This window comes from Dermacoccus abyssi (assembly GCF_003515945.1).
GTDB lineage: Bacteria > Actinomycetota > Actinomycetes > Actinomycetales > Dermatophilaceae > Dermacoccus > Dermacoccus abyssi.
The window spans coordinates 65,816-83,435 of record NZ_QWLM01000005.1 but is presented as its reverse complement, the minus strand read 5'-3'; the positions used below and the strand labels follow the sequence as shown (position 1 = coordinate 83,435).

General features: G+C 69.0%; 10 protein-coding genes and 1 pseudogene. 1 reads left to right on the top strand and 10 read right to left on the bottom strand.

The annotated features are described in order from the left end of the window. Positions 1–18 precede the first annotated feature (18 nt). The 9 genes from D1832_RS06210 to hflX all read right to left on the bottom strand — a co-directional run bounded on the left by D1832_RS06210 (position 19) and on the right by hflX (position 15,803). Positions 19–2,397, bottom strand: a complete 2,379-nt coding sequence (locus tag D1832_RS06210) for a ComEC/Rec2 family competence protein (RefSeq protein ID WP_118913095.1) — start codon at positions 2,395–2,397, stop codon at positions 19–21. Beyond that, a complete protein-coding gene (locus D1832_RS06205) occupies positions 2,394–3,260 on the bottom strand; it encodes a ComEA family DNA-binding protein (protein ID WP_241510895.1) in 867 nt (288 codons plus the stop codon). Before D1832_RS06205 ends, D1832_RS06210 begins: the two co-directional genes overlap by 4 nt. Positions 3,261–3,397: 137 nt before the next feature. Beyond that, entirely contained in the window at positions 3,398–4,342 is a 945-nt protein-coding gene (locus D1832_RS06200) for a DegV family protein (RefSeq protein WP_182434684.1), read from the bottom strand. Between the two features lie 29 nt (positions 4,343–4,371). After that, positions 4,372–7,236 (bottom strand): leucine--tRNA ligase, encoded by a 2,865-nt coding sequence (leuS, locus tag D1832_RS06195; RefSeq protein WP_118913093.1) that lies wholly within the window; start codon positions 7,234–7,236, stop codon positions 4,372–4,374. Between the two features lie 229 nt (positions 7,237–7,465). Then, positions 7,466–7,726: a 30S ribosomal protein S20 gene (gene rpsT / locus D1832_RS06190; protein ID WP_047311410.1), complete on the bottom strand. Its 261-nt coding sequence runs from the start codon at positions 7,724–7,726 to the stop codon at positions 7,466–7,468. 204 nt (positions 7,727–7,930) lie between these two features. Next, the gene (gene holA, locus D1832_RS06185) at positions 7,931–8,911 is read right to left on the bottom strand and encodes a DNA polymerase III subunit delta (RefSeq protein WP_118913092.1); all 981 of its coding nucleotides are present in this window, start codon (positions 8,909–8,911) and stop codon (positions 7,931–7,933) included. Between the two features lie 127 nt (positions 8,912–9,038). Then, positions 9,039–11,414, bottom strand: coding sequence for an ATP-dependent DNA helicase (locus D1832_RS06180; RefSeq protein WP_118913091.1), 2,376 nt, complete (start codon positions 11,412–11,414; stop codon positions 9,039–9,041). 119 nt (positions 11,415–11,533) lie between these two features. Then, on the bottom strand, positions 11,534–14,266 hold the full coding sequence (locus tag D1832_RS06175; protein WP_118913090.1) for an MGH1-like glycoside hydrolase domain-containing protein: 2,733 nt from the start codon (positions 14,264–14,266) through the stop codon (positions 11,534–11,536). Between the two features lie 52 nt (positions 14,267–14,318). After that, positions 14,319–15,803: a GTPase HflX gene (hflX, locus tag D1832_RS06170; protein ID WP_118913089.1), complete on the bottom strand. Its 1,485-nt coding sequence runs from the start codon at positions 15,801–15,803 to the stop codon at positions 14,319–14,321. Between the two features lie 175 nt (positions 15,804–15,978). Here hflX and D1832_RS06165 point away from each other — a divergent pair, with 175 nt between their 5' ends. Continuing rightward, positions 15,979–16,653 (top strand): class I SAM-dependent methyltransferase, encoded by a 675-nt coding sequence (locus tag D1832_RS06165; RefSeq protein ID WP_118913088.1) that lies wholly within the window; start codon positions 15,979–15,981, stop codon positions 16,651–16,653. Between the two features lie 101 nt (positions 16,654–16,754). Here D1832_RS06165 and dapF read toward each other — a convergent pair. After that, positions 16,755–17,617 (bottom strand): annotated as a pseudogene (gene dapF / locus D1832_RS06160) (diaminopimelate epimerase). Positions 17,618–17,620 lie beyond the last annotated feature (3 nt).

Sequence of the window (17,620 nt, the reverse complement as noted above, 5' to 3'; positions counted from 1 at the left end):
CTGCGACTCTCACCGGTGTCATCTCTGCGGTTCGACCGTGAGCGATCTACCGACGGGTACGACGTCGAGGTCTCCTGAAAGGTCCGTTCGGTAGACGGCTGTTCCGCTCTGGGCGAGTAACGACAGGAGCGATTCCTTCGGGTGCCCGTAATCGTTGCCCTCCCCCACCCCGATGAGGCCGACCCGCGCCGAAGCCGCCCGATAGAGCCCGGCACTCTGGTTCGCGCTGCCGTGGTGAGCGACCTTGACGAGGTCGTAGGGACGCGTCGCTGCTCGGCGCGTCACCTCCCCGATGCACGCGGCCTGCGCCTCCCGTTCGACGTCGCCGAGCATGAGCGCATGCACGCTCGGCGTCGCCACATCGAGCACGAGGGAAGCATTGTTGACCGGCGAACCCGCCGCCAACGCTCGGCGCGGCCAGAGGACGTCGAGCACGGCGTCACCGACACGGACCTGCTGACCCGGTGCGAGGCGTTGCGCAACCTTCCCGTAACGGCGCAACACCTGCCTCGTCTGGGCATCGGCATCCCTCTCCCCTCGGCCACCACGAGGGCTCGAGCTGTGGCTCGTCAGCCACGTCACGAAGACCTCGGCCGACGGCTGCCGCTCGAGTACGGCCCCAAGACCATCGACGTGGTCGGCATGCAGGTGCGTGAGCACGACGGCGTCCACACGCGTCACGCCGTGACGATCGAGGCACCCGGTGACGTCCCCTTCCTCGGGTCCGGTGTCGACGAGGATCGCCGCCTGCTCACCGGTGCGTACCAAGGCGGCATCTCCCTGCCCGACGTCGCACTGGGCATACAGCCACCCCGGATCTGCGCGTCCCTCTCCGGGGATCGGAAGCCACAGGGCCGCGGGGACGAGCGCCACCAACGTGACGGATGCCCACCCTCGAAGGCCGAGCCACGGGACGATTCGCCACCCGAACAGGAGCGCCGCGAGGAGGACGACGGCCAGCACGATGCCGGGCGCCCCGCTCGGCCACGGCAACGAGCCCCCTGGCACGGACGCGGCGACGTGGGCAATCGTGGAAATGACCCAGGCGGGAAGACCCGCCGCCCACACGAGCAGATCGGCCAGAGCCGGGACGAGTGGTGCCACGAGCAGAACGACCGTCCCCGCGAGCGTGGCCGGTGCGACAAAGGGCTCCGCGAGAACGTTCGCCGGCAGGGAAACGAGCGACACGGCACCACTCAGCGCCACGAGGATGGGCAAGCACAGCGCCTGGGCGGCGACGGGAATGAGACACAGTTCGATCGCGTGGGTCAGCTTCGACGACGGCGTTTGCGGCAACCGTTCCGTCAGGGCGTTCGCCCATCGCTTCGCGAAGAGCACGAGGCCGAGCGTGGCGAGCGCCGAGAGCGCGAACCCCGCACTCACGGCGAGCCACGGATCCCACATGAGGAGCAGCGTGATGGCCGCCCCGAGCGCCGGGCAGGCAGCTTTCGGTCTGCCCCACGACGTGCCGAGCAAGCCGACGATGCCCATCGCTCCGGCACGGACAACGCTCGGATCCGGATGGCACACGAGCACGTAGAGGAGGACGACAAGAAGAGCCGCCACTGTGCGGGCGCGCCGACGCAGACCAGACCAGGACAGACACCACGACGCCGCGACGAGCACAATGGTGACGTTCGACCCGCTCACCGCGTTGAGGTGCGACATGCCCGTGACGCTCATGTCGTCGTTCAACTCGGTCGGGATCGCGGCAACGTCACCGACGACGAGAGCCGGCACGAGGCCGCGCGGGTCGTCCGGGAGGTTTCGAGCCGCGTGCGACAGACCCCGGCGCAAGACTTCGAGTTGTGCGATGACCGGTGGCGACCCGTCAAGGACATGAGGTCCACCGCGCGCCACGAGCAGCGCCTGGGCAGACCCGAGCCGTTCCGAGGGCGCGAGTCTGGCCTTCACATCGAGCCGAGCTCTCCACGGCACGGTCCGCCACCGCCCGTCACCGATCAGGACGACCGGCGTCGCCACGTCGACCCGCGTTCCGCGGGCCTGGACTCGGTGCACGGTGAGGGGAACGAGATACCGCGTCTCCGCAGCGCCCGGCCCCTTAGGTTCAAGGGCGCGGGGTTGCCCCGTGACGACGGCCTCGAACGTTCCGCTGGCTCGTTCGGCCGCCAACTCGGCGAGCGGCCCCTGACGTTGGTGAGCGAGTTGTCCTCCGGCCGCCGTGGCGATCAGCGCCGTGACGACCGCACAGAAGGCAACGGCCACGACGAGCGCGCGCCGAACCCGCGACAGGAACAGCGCTCCCCCCAGCGCTGCGGCGGCGAGCGCCACCACGAGGACCTCGGTGGCCGAGGCTCGTAGTGCGAGCAACACGGCGAGCACGCCCCAGCCACAACATGCCGCGCCGAGCAGCCGGAGGTCGTGCTCGCTCCTCACACCGTGACCTTGGAGCGCAGCCGCTCCAGGGCCTTGTCACCGATGCCGCTGACCTCACCCAACTCCTCGACGCTCGAGAATCGGCCGTGTTCTGTGCGCCAGTCGAGGATTCTCTGCGCGAGGACCGGTCCCACTCCGGGCAGGGTGTCGAGCGCGGCCGCGTCGGCCGTGTTGAGATTGACGAGGGCGGACGCCCCTGCAGAGGCCCCCGGGGTTCCCGGTGTGATGGCCGCTGCACCCGCTGACGGTTGACCACCCGCCGGAGCCGCGGGCGGGCTGGGAACCGGCGGGGACTCCCCCGGCCTCGGCACGATGACCTGCTCTCCGTCGGCGAGTGGCCGCGCGAGATTGATGCCGGAAGCATCGGCTCCCTTCAGCCCACCGGCTGCCCTGACGGCGTCCTCGACCCTGGCGCCCGGTGTGACCGTGACGACGCCGGGAGTGCGCACCGCCCCGACGACGTGGATATTGAGCACCGAGGGCGACGCCGCAGCGGCGGGGGTGGCCGCTGTCGAGGCAGCGTTCGTGGGCGCCGCGGCAGCGCCCGATGGGGTGCTCGACACCGTGGCACGACCCGCGACCTGCAGCGGTTTGGCTGAAGAGCCTGTTGCGGCGCTCGATGTGTCCGGCGTGAGCATGACACGCACACCGAAGACGAGAGCAGCGAGCAGTGCACACAGTGCAACCACGACAACGGCCGTGCGTGACGGCGCCCAGCGAGCCTCGTCGAGCGGAGCAGGAGGGCGGATGAGCCGTCGGGGCGTGCGCTCCGGCTCAGGGGTCCACGCGGGTTCGCGACGTGCCCGTTCGATCTCCGCGAGCACTTCGTCGAGCCGGTCGTCGCTGTCGTATCGAGTCGTCATGGCGTGACGCTACGAAGGCCTCCGGAGTGAACACCATCCTGCGCCGCTTGAGCCTGTGGAAGCGCCCGCAGCGACAGTTCGGGGTCATGCGCAGGCATCACGCCTGTGGATGAAAGCTCGGACGCTGCCCGCCCGGCTCACGACGGAATCAGACCGTCACGCGGCGTCGGTTTCCCCGTTCGGGTCGGCCCCGACGAATCCTCCGGCATCCGCGCCACGGCCACGCCGATCGCCCCGCTGCCGATGTGCGCCGTGACGGCGGCGGCCAGCGGTGCCTGCACGATGGGTTCTGCCCAGGTCACCGGCTCTGCTCCGTCAGTGTCCTTCTCCGCCGATTCCGTGAGGAGCCCCGTGAGTCGCTCGGCAAGGTCCTGTCGCGTCACGGAGTGCACGGCGCAGACGACCGGGCCCGGTCCGAGGGCCCGCGCCTCCGCGAGCGCCCACCGCCCCAGGCGTTCGATGGCCTTGCCCGTCGTTCGCACGCGTGCCAAGGGCTCGATCACACCGTCCTCGAGGCGCAGCAGCGGCTTGATCGACAGCGCGGAGCCGAGAAGGGCACCGGCCCGACCGACGCGACCACCGCGGCGCAGCGGTTCCAGCGAGTCGACGTAGAGCGCCGTGCGCGACGTCGTCGCCACGGAACGGATGACCTCCTCGACCGCGGCGAAGCCTTCACCGCGCACGGCCGAACGAGCCCCGGCGAGCGCCGCAAAACCCATCGCCATACCCATCGTCGTGGAGTCCACGACGGAGACGGGCACAGGCGATTCGGCCGCCGCGAGGCGCGCCGAACTCACCGTGGACGACAGCTGGGCCGCCGCGTGAACGGAGACGATCTCGGTGCAGCCCTGACCCGCGAGGTACTCGTAGGCCCCGACCATGCGCGCAGGCGCCGGCCGGGACGTCGACAGTTCCCGCTCGTTCTCCTCGGCTTGGGCCACCGTCTCCCCGGTGACGCCCTCACCCTCGACGAGCGAGCGACCGTCGATCGTCACGGTGAGCGGCACGACGGCGAGCGTCCCGCCGAGCGCCGCCACGAGCTCGTCCGGCAGGCACGCCGTCGAGTCCGTGACGACGCCCACACGAGGGGCGTCCCGTCGTCGCGCAGCCATCAGTTCGCGACGATGTTGACGAGCTTGGGAGCTCGGACGATGACCTTGCGAACCGTCTTGCCCTCGAGGAACGACTGCACGCGCTCGCTCGCCATGGCTGCGGCCTCGAGGTCGGCCTCGCTGATGTCGGCGGCGACGTCGAGGCGATCGCGCACCTTGCCGGCCACCTGGACGACGGCCACAACGGTGTCCTGCACGAGGAACGCCGGGTCGGCGACCGGGAACGGCTCGAACGCCAGCGTCGTGTCGTGACCCAGACGCTTCCACAGCTCCTCACCGATGTGCGGGGCCAGCGGCGCCGTCATGAGCACGAGCGCCTCGGCCGCCTCACGGGGCACGGCGTCGAGCTTCGTCAGCGTGTTGTTGAGCTCGATGAGTCGAGCGACCGCCGTGTTGAAACACAGGTTCTCGAAGTCGGCGCTCACCGCGTCGATCGTCTGGTGGAGTGCGCGCTTCGTGGCGTCATCCATCGGCGCATCGGTGACGGTGACCTCGCCGCTGCCCTCGTCGACGACGTTGCGCCACAGACGCTGCAGGAAGCGCTGCGAGCCGACGGCGGCACGGGTCTCCCATGGACGCGACGCGTCGAGGGGGCCCATCGACATCTCGTAGACGCGGAAGGTGTCGGCGCCGAACGCGTCGCACATCTCGTCCGGCGTGACGACGTTCTTGAGCGACTTGCCCATCTTCCCGTACTCACGGGTGACGCGCTCGCCCTGCCACTCGAACACCGTCTCGCCGTCGACCTCGCGCTCGGTGACCTCGGCAGCCGGCACCGGCTGGCCGCGCCCGTCACGGTACGCGTAGGCCTGCACCATGCCCTGGTTGTAGAGCTTGCGGAATGGCTCCTCGCTCGAGATGAGGCCGAGGTCGAACAACACCTTGTGCCAAAAACGCGCGTACAGCAGGTGCAGGACGGCGTGCTCGGCCCCGCCGACGTAGAGGTCGACGCCGCCCGGGTCGTTCGCGACGCCCTTGCCGAAGCCGCGGCCCTTGCCGAGCCAGTACTCCTCACAGCCCGTGTCGACGAAGCGCTCGTCGTTTGCGGGGTCTGCGTAACGCAGTTCGTACCAGCACGAACCGGCCCAGTTGGGCATCGTGTTCGTCTCGCGCGTGTACGTCTTGCGACCGTCACCGAGGTCGAGCTCGACGCTCACCCACTCGCTCGCACGCGACAAGGGCGACTCCGGCATGGACTGGGCGTCCTCCGGGTCGTAGGTCTTCGGCGAGTAGTCCGCGACGTCGGGCAGTTCGACCGGCAGCATCGACTCCGGCAGGGCGTGCGCCTCGCCGTTCTCGTCGTAGACCACCGGGAAGGGCTCGCCCCAGTAGCGCTGGCGGCTGAACAGCCAGTCGCGCAGGCGGTAGGTCGTCGTGCCGCTTCCGCGCTCGTTCGCCTCGAGCCACTCGATGATCTTGACCTTGGCGTCCTCGATGCCGAGCCCGTCGAGGCTGAGGCCCGAGGTGGCCGAGTTGATGGCGACGCCCGCGCCGGTGAACGGCTTGTTCTCCGGGTGGCCCTCGGACGGCTGCACGGTGCGGATGACGTCGAGGTCGTACGCGGCCGCGAAGTCCCAGTCGCGCTCGTCCTGCGCGGGCACGGCCATGATGGCGCCGGTGCCGTAACCCATGAGGACGTAGTCGGCGACGAAGACGGGCATGCGTCGACCCGTCACCGGGTTCGTGGCGAAGGCACCGGTGAAGACACCGGTCTTGCCCTTCTCGCCGGTCTGACGCTCGAGGTCGCTCTTGCGGGAGGCCTCACGACGATAGGTGTCGACGGCCTCGCGCGGGCTGGTCGCGCCCCCGCTCCACGCGTCCTTCGTGCCCTCGGGCCACGTGTCGGGCACGAGCGTGTCGACGAGCGGATGCTCCGGGGCGACCACCATGAACGTCGCGCCGAAGATCGTGTCGGGGCGCGTCGTGAAGACCTCGAGCTGAGCGCCCTCGTGGTTCTCGACGTCGAAGCGGATGCTCGCGCCGTTGCTGCGACCGATCCAGTTGCGCTGCTGCAGCTTGATCGACTCCGGCCAGTCGAGGCGCTCGAGGTCGTCGACGAGGCGGTCGGCGTAGGCGGTGATACGCATCATCCACTGCGGCAGATTGCGCTTGAAGACCGGGAAGTTGCCGCGCTCGGTGCGGCCGTCGGCCGTCACCTCCTCGTTCGCCACGACGGTGCCGAGGCCGGGCGACCAGTTGACCGGAGCGTCCGACTTGTACGCGAGGCGACGGGCGTTGACGGCAGCGGCGCGCTCGGTGGCGTTCAGTTCGGCCCATGCGCGGCCGTCCGGCGTGGCGACGCGACCACTTTCGAGGGCTTCGACGAGCGTGTCGATCGGACGGGCCTTACCCGCGTCCTCGTCGTACCATGCGTTGAAGATCTGCAGGAAGATCCACTGCGTCCACTTGTAGTAGGACGGCTCGATCGTGGCGAAGGTGCGACGCATGTCGTGCGACAGCCCGAGCTGACGCAGCTGGCGACGCATGTTGACCATGTTGTCCTCGGTCGTCTTGCGCGGGTGCTGGCCGGTCTGGACGGCGTACTGCTCCGCCGGCAGGCCGAACGCGTCGTAACCGAGGGTGTAGAGGACGTTCTTGCCCTGGGTGCGCTGGTAGCGCGCGTAGACGTCGGTGGCGATGTAGCCGAGCGGGTGCCCAACGTGCAGTCCCGCACCGGAGGGGTAGGGGAACATGTCCTGGATCATGACCTTCTCGCGCTCGGCCACGCCCTGCGGGTCGGCCCACGGCCCCGTGGGGTTGGGGGCCTCGAAGGTTCCCTGCTCCTCCCACACGTCCTGCCACTGCTTCTCGATCTGCCCCGCCAGTTCGGCGGTGTAGCGGTGGCCGTGCTCGGTGTCGCTCAAGGAAGTACCTCACTCGCGTCGTACGGCGTCAGCGCGACGCCGGATTGTTCGCCCGTCATTATGTCAGCAGCCGCCGTCGCCGCCCGGGCACCGGGCTCTGGCGACCTTCGATGTTGCCTCGGAAACGCGGCACCTGTGCCGCGGTCCCCGCTCAACATCGAAGGGTCGTCACCGCGGACGGTGACGACCCTTCGTCGTGCTGAGTCCTCGTGAGGACTCACGGTAGAACTCAGAGGTTGTTGAGCTGCTTCGCCATGGCCGACTTCTTGTTGGCGGCCTGGTTCTTGTGGATGACTCCCTTGGAGACAGCCTTGTCCAGCTTCTTCGAAGCGGCAGCAAGGGCCGTGGTAGCGGCGTCCTTGTTACCGGCCTCGACCTCGGCGCGGAACTTGCGGATCCAGGTACGCAGCTCAGCCTTGTAGGACTTGTTGCGCTCCGTACGAACAGCGTTCGTCTTGATCCGCTTCATCTGCGACTTGATGTTTGCCACGAAAACTCACTTCTTCGGTCGAATGGTTCTGTCGTGAGGGCGACAGTCGGCCTCTCGGATATGGCGTGGGGACACCTGGCGATGAGAGACCGCTGGTTACTGCTTGCGTGTGCGCACGACCTGAGCCCACACGCACTCGTCCAAACTTACCAGCCGGAACCCGCGGGCACGCAATCGGCCGGCGCGCTGGGCGTCCGATCGGCTTCAGCCTCGCTCGGGTGGCGCGTGACGCTGCTTGCAGATCTCGAGCACGGCGTGCTCGACAGCGTACTGCGGATCGCGTCCGCCGCCCTTGACGGCGAAGTCGGCCGCCGCCACGGTCTGGATCGCCCGGCCGAGCCTGACGCCGTCCCAGCCTCGCGACGCCCCGCGGGCACGATCGATCTGCCACGGGGGCATACCGAGCTGCTTGGCGAGTTCAGCGCTGCGTCCTCCCCCGGCGGTGGCCACCTTGGCAACCTGCCGCAGCTGTGAGGCGAGGACCGCCACGACCGGAACCGGGTCGAGCCCGGAGGCGAACGCGTGACGCAGGAGTCGAAGCGCTTCGGGAGCATTGCCGGCGATGGCGGCGTCGGCAACCCGGAAGCCCGTGGCCTCGACCTTGCCCGAGTGATAGGTGGCGACGACGTTCTCGTCGACCACGCCCGTCGTGTCGTCGACGAGTTGCTTGCACGCCGCAGCCAGCTCCGACGTGTCCTTGCCCGCTGCCTCGAGCAACGCCCGCACGGCCTCGGGGGTGATCTTACGGCGCGCGATACGGAACTCGTTCGTGATGAAGGCCGACTTGTCGCGGTCCGACTTCATGGCCGGCGCCTCGATGACGTGGGCCTTCGCCTTCTTCATCGCGTCGAGGACACGCTTAGCGCGGTTGCCGCCCTTGTGGAGGACGACGAGGTGGGCGTCGTCGAGCGGATGCTTGAGCACGTCGGAGAGTTCGTCGACGAGCGGATCGGTGGCCTCGTCGAGGTCGCGCACGACGACGACGCGGTGCCCGCCGAATAGGCTCGGTGACAGGTCCATCGTCAGGCGGCCCGGCTCGTACTCGAGCGCGTCGAGGCGGATGACCTCCGCGTCGGGGTGGCTCGAACCCAGGGCCTCGAGCACGTGCGAGAGCGCTCGTTGCGCGAGCACACGCTCGGGGCCGGTGATGAGCACCAGCTGAGGCAGCGCCAACGATTCGTTCATGGCGTCAGCCTCTCATCGGCCACCGACAACCGGGGCGCCGACCGGATCAGCGACCGCTGCGTGTGCGCTGAGGCAAGCACACCTCGCGAGACGAACACCCCGATCGTCGTGCTGCTCACAGCGAACGTCACTCCCCCGCCGGGCGGATGCCGAGTTGCGCGCAACGGGCGAGCACCGACTCCGCCGAGAGTTCGAGGTGGTCGGCCAGCTCTTCGGCTGACAGGCCCATGCTGACGCCCTCGCGCAGTTCCTCGTCGGACTCCGCCGTCCACGCCTCGCCGCCGGTGACGGCGGTTCGGGCCGTGTCGTCGACCGGAGGCGGCGTCGACTTGGTCGGTGCCTTGATGGCGCTGGCCGTCCCCATTCCGCTGACGCCGGCTGCCGCTGCGGCGGCGAGCGCCCGCTCCTTCGCGTCCGCCGAGGAACCTGCCGACGACCTCGACGACGCTGCCGAGGACGCCGACGAAGCGCCCGAGGAGCGGACGGAACTCGACGAGGGGCTGGGAACTGACGGCTGCTTCGTCGAACGCGTACCGGCCGCCGGCGGAGGGGTGACGTCCGGGGCATTCTCGTCGAGACGAGCGAGCGCCTTGAGGATGAGCGCACGATCGGTGGTCGGCCAGAACGGCGGCAACGAGCGCTGGAGGAAACCGGCGTAGCGGGCCGTCATCATGCGCGAGTCGAGGAACGCGACGACGCCACGGTCGTCGGTGTGCCGGATGAGGCGCCCGGCGCCCTGCGCGAGGCGCAGCGCGGCGTGGGTGGCCGAGACGGCCATGAACCCGTTGCCGCCCATCTTCGCGATGGCCTGCGAGCGAGCCGAGGCGAGGGGGTCGTCCGGTCGCGGGAACGGGATGCGGTCGATGATGACGAGTTGGAGGCTGCTTCCGGGCACATCGACGCCCTGCCACAGCGTCAGCGTGCCGAAGAGGCACGTGCGGGCGTCGGCGGCGAAGGTGCGCACGAGGGTGCCCATCTGGTCCTCGCCCTGGCACAGCACGGGGATCTCGTCGCCGAAGCGCTCCCGCATCGCCTCGGCGGCGGCCTGGGCGGCGCGCATCGAGGAGAAGAGGCCGAGCGTGCGTCCACCGGCCGCGCGCACGAGCGTCTCGATCTCGTCGAGGGCCTGCGGTGAGAGTCCGTCACGCCCGGGCGGAGGAAGGTGCTGGGCGACGTAGGCGATGCCCTGCTTGGGGTAGTCGAACGGCGAGCCGACGTCGAGGCCCTTCCACTGCGGGCCGCCCGCTCCGCGCAGGCCGAGGGTTCCGGCCACGGCGTCGAACGAGCCACCGAGTTCGAGGGTGGCCGACGTCATGACGACCGATCGCTCACCGAAGATCTTGTCCCGCATGAGCATGGCCACGCTCATCGGCGCGACACGCAGCGCGGAGACGCCGGTGCGCTGGTTGTGGGAGACCCACAGGACGTCGAGCTCCCGCTCCTCGAGGATGCGTTCGCACGTCTCGAAGATCTCGTCGATCGCGGCCCGAGCCATCTGGCGAACGCCGTCGTTGTCCTGCGGGTTCTTCGGCTTCAGTTCCGAGGCGATGGAACGTGAGGCGTCGAGAATCGTGCGCAGGGCCGCCTCGAGAACGTCGGAGACTCCGAGCAGCCGCCCTTCCTGGTGTTGCTCGAGTGCCTCGCCCAGCACCTCGGCCCCGCGCTTGAGGTCGTCGGTCTCGGCGAGGCGGCCACAGCGCTTGGCGGCCGCGTTGATCGTTCCGGTCGTCAGTTCGTCGGTGATGGTCGCGGTGACGCGGTCGACGAGCTCGTGGGCCTCGTCGACGACGAGCAGGTCGTGCTCGGGCAGCATCTGGCGCCCCTCGAAGGCGTCGATCGCCATGAAGGAGTGGTTCGTCACGACGACGTCGACCTCCTTCGCGTCGGCGCGTGCCATTTCGACGAAGCAGTCCTCGACGACGGGGCACTTGCTGCCGAGGCACTCGTGACTCGAGACGGAGACCTGGCGCCACGCCCTCTCGGACACGCCGGGCACGAGTTCGTCGCGGTCGCCGGATTCGGTCTCGTCGGCCCACTCCCGCAGGCGCACGACCTCGCGGCCGGTGCGTCCGGCGTGTTCGTCGACCTGGCCGACGCCCATGAGCGTGCCCTCGTCGTCGTCCGGGTAACCACCGGTGAGCTTGTGCTGGCACAGGTAGTTACGCCGCCCCTTGACGAGCGCGTACGTGGGCCGGCGCCCGAGCAGCGGTTCGAGCGCGTCGGCGAGGCGCGGCATGTCGCGATCGACGATCTGCGCCTGGAGGGCGAGCGTCGCCGTGGCCACGATGGCCGGCTTGTTCACCTCGAACGCGTGACGGATCGCGGGCACGAGGTAGGCCAGCGACTTTCCCGTGCCCGTACCCGCCTGCACGAGCAGGTGCTCGTCGCGCTCGATGGCCTCCTGGACGGCGTTCGCCATCGTCGACTGCCCCGGCCGCGGGACGCCGCCGACGCCGGAGACGGCCGCGGACATGAGTTCGTCGAGCGAGGGCAGTTCGGGCATGCGCCCACCCTATGGCAGCACCGGGACGCCCTCCGAGTCGCGACGCGGGCACGGCTGTGGAAACGACTGTGCGGGCGTCGTCACTGTGGACGACGCCCGCACAGGCCACAGCGCACGGCTCACTCGCCGGGCAGAACCCCCGGCAGGTGCGGCGCGTGATCGGAGCAAATGTAGTGCGCCACGAGCGCCGTCCACCCCGTCTGGTGCGCGGCGCCGAGGCCGACTCCGGTGTCGCCGTGGAAGTACTCGCTGAACGTGACGTGCTCGTCCCACAGCGGCCCGTTCGGGTACTCACGCTGGTCGCCCGGGCGGCCGTTGGGTCCGAGACGGAAGAGATTGACGAGCCGGTCCTCGAGGTCGGAGACGATCTCGGACAGCTTGACCATCCGCCCCGATCCGGTCGGGTACTCGTACTCGACGTCGCCCTCCGCCGACGCGGCGTACAGACGCAGCGAGTCGACGACGAGGAAGTTGACCGGGAACCACACCGGCCCACGCCAGTTGGAGTTGCCGCCAAACAGGTCGATGTCGGACTCTCCGGGGGTGTAGCGGATCGACATCGAGCGTCCGCCGATCTCCGCCGTGTACTCCTCGCGGTAGGCCGCGGACAGCGAACGGATACCGAACTCGGAGAGGAACTCGTTCTCGTCGAAGAGTCGTTCGAGCAGCAGGCCGCGGCGTCGCTTGGAGATGAGCGTCATCGTCAGCTTCTCGCCGCCGGAGTCGGCCTCGGCCTGCGTGATGGCCTTCATCATGGCCGGCTCGCGCTCGATCATCCACTCGACCTCGCGTACGAAGTCGGGCAGTTCGTGCTGCACCCAACTCGGGGCGATGAGCACGGCCATGAGCGGCAGCAGGCCGACCATCGAGCGAACGCGCAGCTGGATGATCTCGCCGTCCTCGCGCTGGAGGGCGTCGTAGAAGAAGCCGTCCTCCTCGTTCCACAGGCTCGACACCTTCTCCGGCGTCGTGCGGTCCATCGCGTGGGCAAGGTTGATGAAGTACTGCAGGAACGTCGTGGCCGTGTTGTCGTAGGCCCGCTCGTGGCGCGCGAGTTCGAGGGCCATGCGCAGCATCGACAGCGAGAAGAACGCCATCCAGCTCGTCGCGTCGGACTGTTCCAGCTTGTAGCCCGGGGGCACGGCGGTCGAGCGGTCGAACAGCGCGATGTTGTCCATGCCGAGGAAGCCGCCCTCGAAGAGGTAGGAGCCCTCGGCGTCCTTGCGGTTGACCCACCACGAGAAGTTGAGAAGCAGCTTGTTGAAGACCTGGATGAGGAAGGCCTGGTCCTGTCCGCCGTCGATGGCGTAGACCTGCCAGCAGGCCCACGCGTGGACGGGCGGGTTGACGTCCTCGAAGGCCCATTCGTACGCGGGCAGCTGACCGTTGGGGTGCTGGGCCCACTCCCGGCACATGAGCACGAGCTGGTGCTTGGCGAACTCGGGGTCGATGTGCGCGAGCGGCACGGTGTGGAACGCCAGATCCCACGCGGCGAACCAGGGGTACTCCCACTCGTCCGGCATCGAGATGACGTCGGCCAGGGCGAGGTGGCGCCAGCCGACGTTGCGTCCGTGTCGGCCCTCGACGCCGGTGACGCGCTCACGCGGCGGCGCCTTGACGGCCGGGTCGCCCTCGAGCCATTCCTCGACGTAGTAGCGGTAGAGCTGCTTGCCCCACAGCAGGCCCGCGAAAGCGCGACGGGCAATGTGACGGTCGTCGTCGCTCACCGTGGCCGGGATGACCGCGGCGTAGAACTCGTCGGCCTCCTCGGCGCGCACCCGACGGACGATGTCGAAGCCCTCACCGAAGGCCGGGTCGCCGGGCACCGGCTCCTGGTGGGCGGTTCCCTTGGGCTGGTGGGCGTTCGAGCGCCCGACGCCGCGCAGACGCAGCCGCACGGTGACGCTCTCACCCGGCGCGATGGCCTCGAAGTGGTACCAGAAGCCGACCTTCGTGCCGTGGTCGAGGCGGATGCCGTCGCTCTCCCCCGCCACGATGCGCTGGTTGATGCCGTCCTTCGTCAGCTCACGGGGGTTGGTCTCCGCGCCGAACACGGCGATCTCGTTCGTCTCGTTGTCGCAGAAGATGATGCGCGGCTCGCCGTCGGCGAGCAGTTCGTAGTCGCCGAGCCAGCCGTGTTCGGCGCGCACGCAGTTCTCCGTGACGAGGGAGATCGAGGGTTCACGCTCGTCTCGTCCCCACGACCACGTGTTGCGGAACCACGCCTGCGGCACGAGGTCGAGCGGCGCGGCGTCGGGGCCGTGGTTGGTCGCGGTGTACTCGAGGCAGATGTCGGTCGGGTTCGCCTTGGCGTGCGTGACCTCGATGTCGAAGAAGCGGTTCTCGTCGAAGACTCCCGTGTCGATGAGCTCGTACTCGTCGTCGGTTCGCCCGCGCGAGGCGGCCTCGGCGCGCAGGTGGTTGTACGGGAACGCGGCCTGTGGGTAGCGATAGAGCCACGTGCCGTAGGAGTGGGTGGGGGTGGCGTCGGTGGGCCACCAGACCTCCTTGACGTCCTCGCCGTGGTTGCCTTCACCGTTCGTCAGGCCGAACAGACGTTCCTTGAGGCGGTCGTCCTCACCGTTCCACAACGCCAGCGAGACGTTGAAGAACCCGAAGCGGTCGCACAGACCCGCCAGTCCGTCCTCGCCCCAGCGGTAGGCGCGCTGGTGGGCGTGGTCGAACGGCAGGTAAGTCCACGCGTTGCCGTCGGCAGAGTAGTCCTCACGGACCGTGCCCCACTGGCGAGCGGCCATGTACGGCCCCCACAGACGCCACGGGTCGCTGTCCTTCGGTGCCTGGGCCAGACGGCGGTGTTCGGCGGTGGCCGTGGTGCGGGAAGACGAACTCACGAGCGCATCCTATTGAGGCCCGCTGGGGACGGACGAATCCGTGGCGCGAAGCTCAGGCGACGCTGGACGTCAGGTACGGCTCCAACTCGCCGGCCAGTTCCTTCGTCACCTTGGCGTGCACGTGGGTGCCTTCGGGGCGGTGCTCGACGCCGAGCACGTCACCGTCGGCGTGCACGCGGCTGAGGAGGTCACCTCGCTCGTACGGCAGCAGGAGTTCGACCCGCACGTCGGGGCGGGGCAGTTCGTCCGCGATGAGTTGCAGCAGTTCGGGCAACCCCTCACCCGTACGAGCCGACACGGCGATGCAGTGCTTCTCGTGGCGCATCAGGCGGTCGATGACGTCGGGGGCGGCGATGTCGGCCTTGTTGATGACGATGACTTCCTTGACATCGCTCGCGTCGACGTCGGCGAGCACCTCGCGCACCGCGGAGATCTGCGACTCCGGGTCGGGGTGGGAGCCGTCGACGACGTGCAGGAGCAGGTCGGCGTCGGCCACTTCCTCCAGCGTCGAGCGGAAGGCCTCGACGAGCTGGTGTGGCAGGTCGCGCACAAAACCGACGGTGTCGGCCAGCGTGTAACCGCGCCCGTCCGGCGTCTCGGCGCGGCGGACCGTCGGGTCGAGCGTGGCGAACAGTTGGTTCTGCACGAGCACACCGGCGTTGGTGAGGCGGTTGAGGATCGAGCTCTTGCCGGCGTTCGTGTAGCCGGCGATGGCGACGCTCGGCACGTTGTTGTTACGGCGCCCGCTGCGCTTGGTGTCGCGAGTCGTCTTCATCTCCGCGATCTCGCGGCGCAGCTTGGCCATGCGCGTGTTGATGCGACGGCGATCGAGCTCGATCTTCGTCTCACCGGGACCTCGCGAACCCATGCCCTGGCCGCCGGCGGCCTGACCACCGGCCTGACGGGACATCGACTCACCCCAACCACGAAGACGCGGCAGGAGGTACTGCATCTGAGCGAGCTCGACCTGAGCCTTACCCTCCTTGCTCTTCGCGTGCTGGGCGAAGATGTCGAGGATGAGCGCGGTGCGGTCGATGACCTTCACCTTGACGACGTCCTCGAGGGCGCGGCGCTGGCTCGGGGCGAGTTCACCGTTGGCGATGACGGTGTCGGCACCTTCGGCGACGACGATCTCCTTGAGTTCCTCGGCCTTACCCTTGCCGAGCCAGGTACCCGGGTCGGGACGCAGGCGACGCTGGACGACGCCCGCGAGCACCTGGGAGCCGGCCGTCTCCGCGAGAGCGGCGAGCTCGCGCAGGGAGTTCTCGGCGTCCTCGCTCGAACCCTCGGACCAGACGCCCGCCAGGACGACGCGCTCGAGGCGCAGTTGGCGGTACTCGACCTCGGAGACGTCCTCGAGCTCCGTCGACAGACCGTGCACACGGCGCAGAGCGGCGCGCTCTTCACGCTCGATCTGGTCACCGTCGTAGGAGTCGACGACAAAGCCGCGGTCGTCGTAGACAACCGTTGTGTCGTCGCCGTCCGCAAGCGCCTGGGCTCGGCGGGAAAGGAAGTCGGCGGGGTTGCGCTCGTTCAGGGCTGATCCTCACGTTGTGCGTCGCTGCGGTCGAGGTGATGCGCAGAGTTCGATCGTTGCAGGGTTCAACGAGCGAGGCCAGCGATTTACTCCCGCGGTTGCGACTCGCCCGGGCGGAGTTCTCCGCTCCCGCGCCGGTTCTCGAGCCAATGCGGCGGTCGTAGGCTGTGCCGTGATGAGCGATCACTACTTCTCTGCGGAGCCGGCGTCACCCGACGAACGGCGCACCCTCACCTTGCGCCTGGCCGGGCGCAGCGTCGCCATGCAGACCGCACCCGGTGTCTTCTGCCCCGACCGTCTCGACTCGGGCACTGCTGTTCTTCTCAACCACGCACCGACCCCGCCCGAGGCAGGCACTTTCCTGGACATGGGGTGCGGCTGGGGTCCGATCGCGACGACGCTCGCGTTGGAGAGCCCGGATGCGCACGTGTGGGCGGTGGACGTCAACGAACGCGCCCTCGATCTGTGCGCGACGAACGTTGCGGCTCAGGGGTGTTCAAACGTGACGACCGCTCGCCCGTCGCAGGTTACGGCCGACGTTCGGTTCGATCTCATCTGGTCCAACCCGCCGATCAGGGTGGGCAAGAAGGTGCTGCATTCGATGCTGCTCACTTGGCTACCCCGCCTCGTCGTCGGCGGGCGCGCCTACCTCGTCGTCCAGCGCAACCTCGGCTCGGACTCACTGGCGAAGTGGCTCGTGGAGCAGTTGGGCGACGCCTACGAGGTCACGCGCCTGACATCGGTCAAGGGGTTCCGCATTCTCGAAGTGGTGCGCACGTCCGACGGCGGACCCACGCCCTTGGAGGCTGCGGAGGACACTGGCGCACCGGCGCCAAACGCGGACGTCTAGGCCATTGAGTATCGCTCAGGTTCACGTTCACTGACGACGTTTTTCGTTGGGTCACACACCGTTTCGCCGACCACACGTCGAGCGTTGTCCGACCGGGCGACTCAGCGTTGCGGCAGGTCGACCTCACCGTCGGCGACGAGCTGAGCCGGCCCCGAGAGCGCAACCTCGTCGCCCTTGATGTGCACGCCGAGCGTGCCGCCGAGAACGTCGACCTTCCAGTCGAGCTGGCCCTCAGGCTTGCCGCCCCACCACCACGTCGCGATGGCCGCGGCCGCAGCGCCGGTGCCGCACGAGCGCGTCTCGCCGCTGCCGCGCTCGTGCACGCGCATGCTGATGTGGGCGTGCTCGATCGCATGGACGAACTCGACGTTGCTGCCGTGCTCCGGGTGAGGGTCGACGTGCGGTGCCTCGTGCAGCTCGAGGGAGCCCAGGTGCACCGACGGAGGTAGCGCGACGACGGTGTGCGGGTTGCCGAGGTCGAGGCTGAGCGCGGGCAAGGGGTCGGGCGAACCGTGGACCTGGACGACGGAGTCCATACCGCGGCGCTCGGCCTCCTCTTCCCGGGCGAGGCGCCACTGGCCGAGCTCGACGGCCCAGCCGTGCGGGACGGCCACCATCTCCTTGACGCCGGCGCGCGTCGCGATGGCGAACTGCTCGCTCGCGACGAGTCCGCGCGAGCGCAGGTATTCGGCGAAGACGCGCGTTCCGTTGCCGCACATCTCGGCGAGCGACCCGTCGGCGTTGCGGTAGTCCATGAACCACTCAGCTCTCCGGCGAGCGCCGCGACCTCGGGGACCGCAGCCGTGCGCACGACGCGGATCATGCCGTCGCCGCCAATGCCGGCGCGGCGGTCACACAGGAAGGCGACGTCGTCGACGCTGAGGTCGAGGGTGCCGTCATGATCGGGCACGAGGACGAAGTCGTTCTGCGTGCCGTGGCCCTTGGTGAATGGAATGCGCGTCACGCG

Excerpts from the sequence above, each read along its gene's own strand:
- D1832_RS06205 (WP_241510895.1), bottom strand. The coding sequence starts at position 3,260 with ATGACGACTCGATACGACAGCGACGACCGGCTCGACGAAGTGCTCGCG.
- holA (WP_118913092.1), bottom strand. The coding sequence starts at position 8,911 with ATGAACGAATCGTTGGCGCTGCCTCAGCTGGTGCTCATCACCGGCCCC.
- D1832_RS06180 (WP_118913091.1), bottom strand. The coding sequence starts at position 11,414 with ATGCCCGAACTGCCCTCGCTCGACGAACTCATGTCCGCGGCCGTCTCC.
- D1832_RS06165 (WP_118913088.1), top strand. The coding sequence starts at position 15,979 with ATGAGCGATCACTACTTCTCTGCGGAGCCGGCGTCACCCGACGAACGG.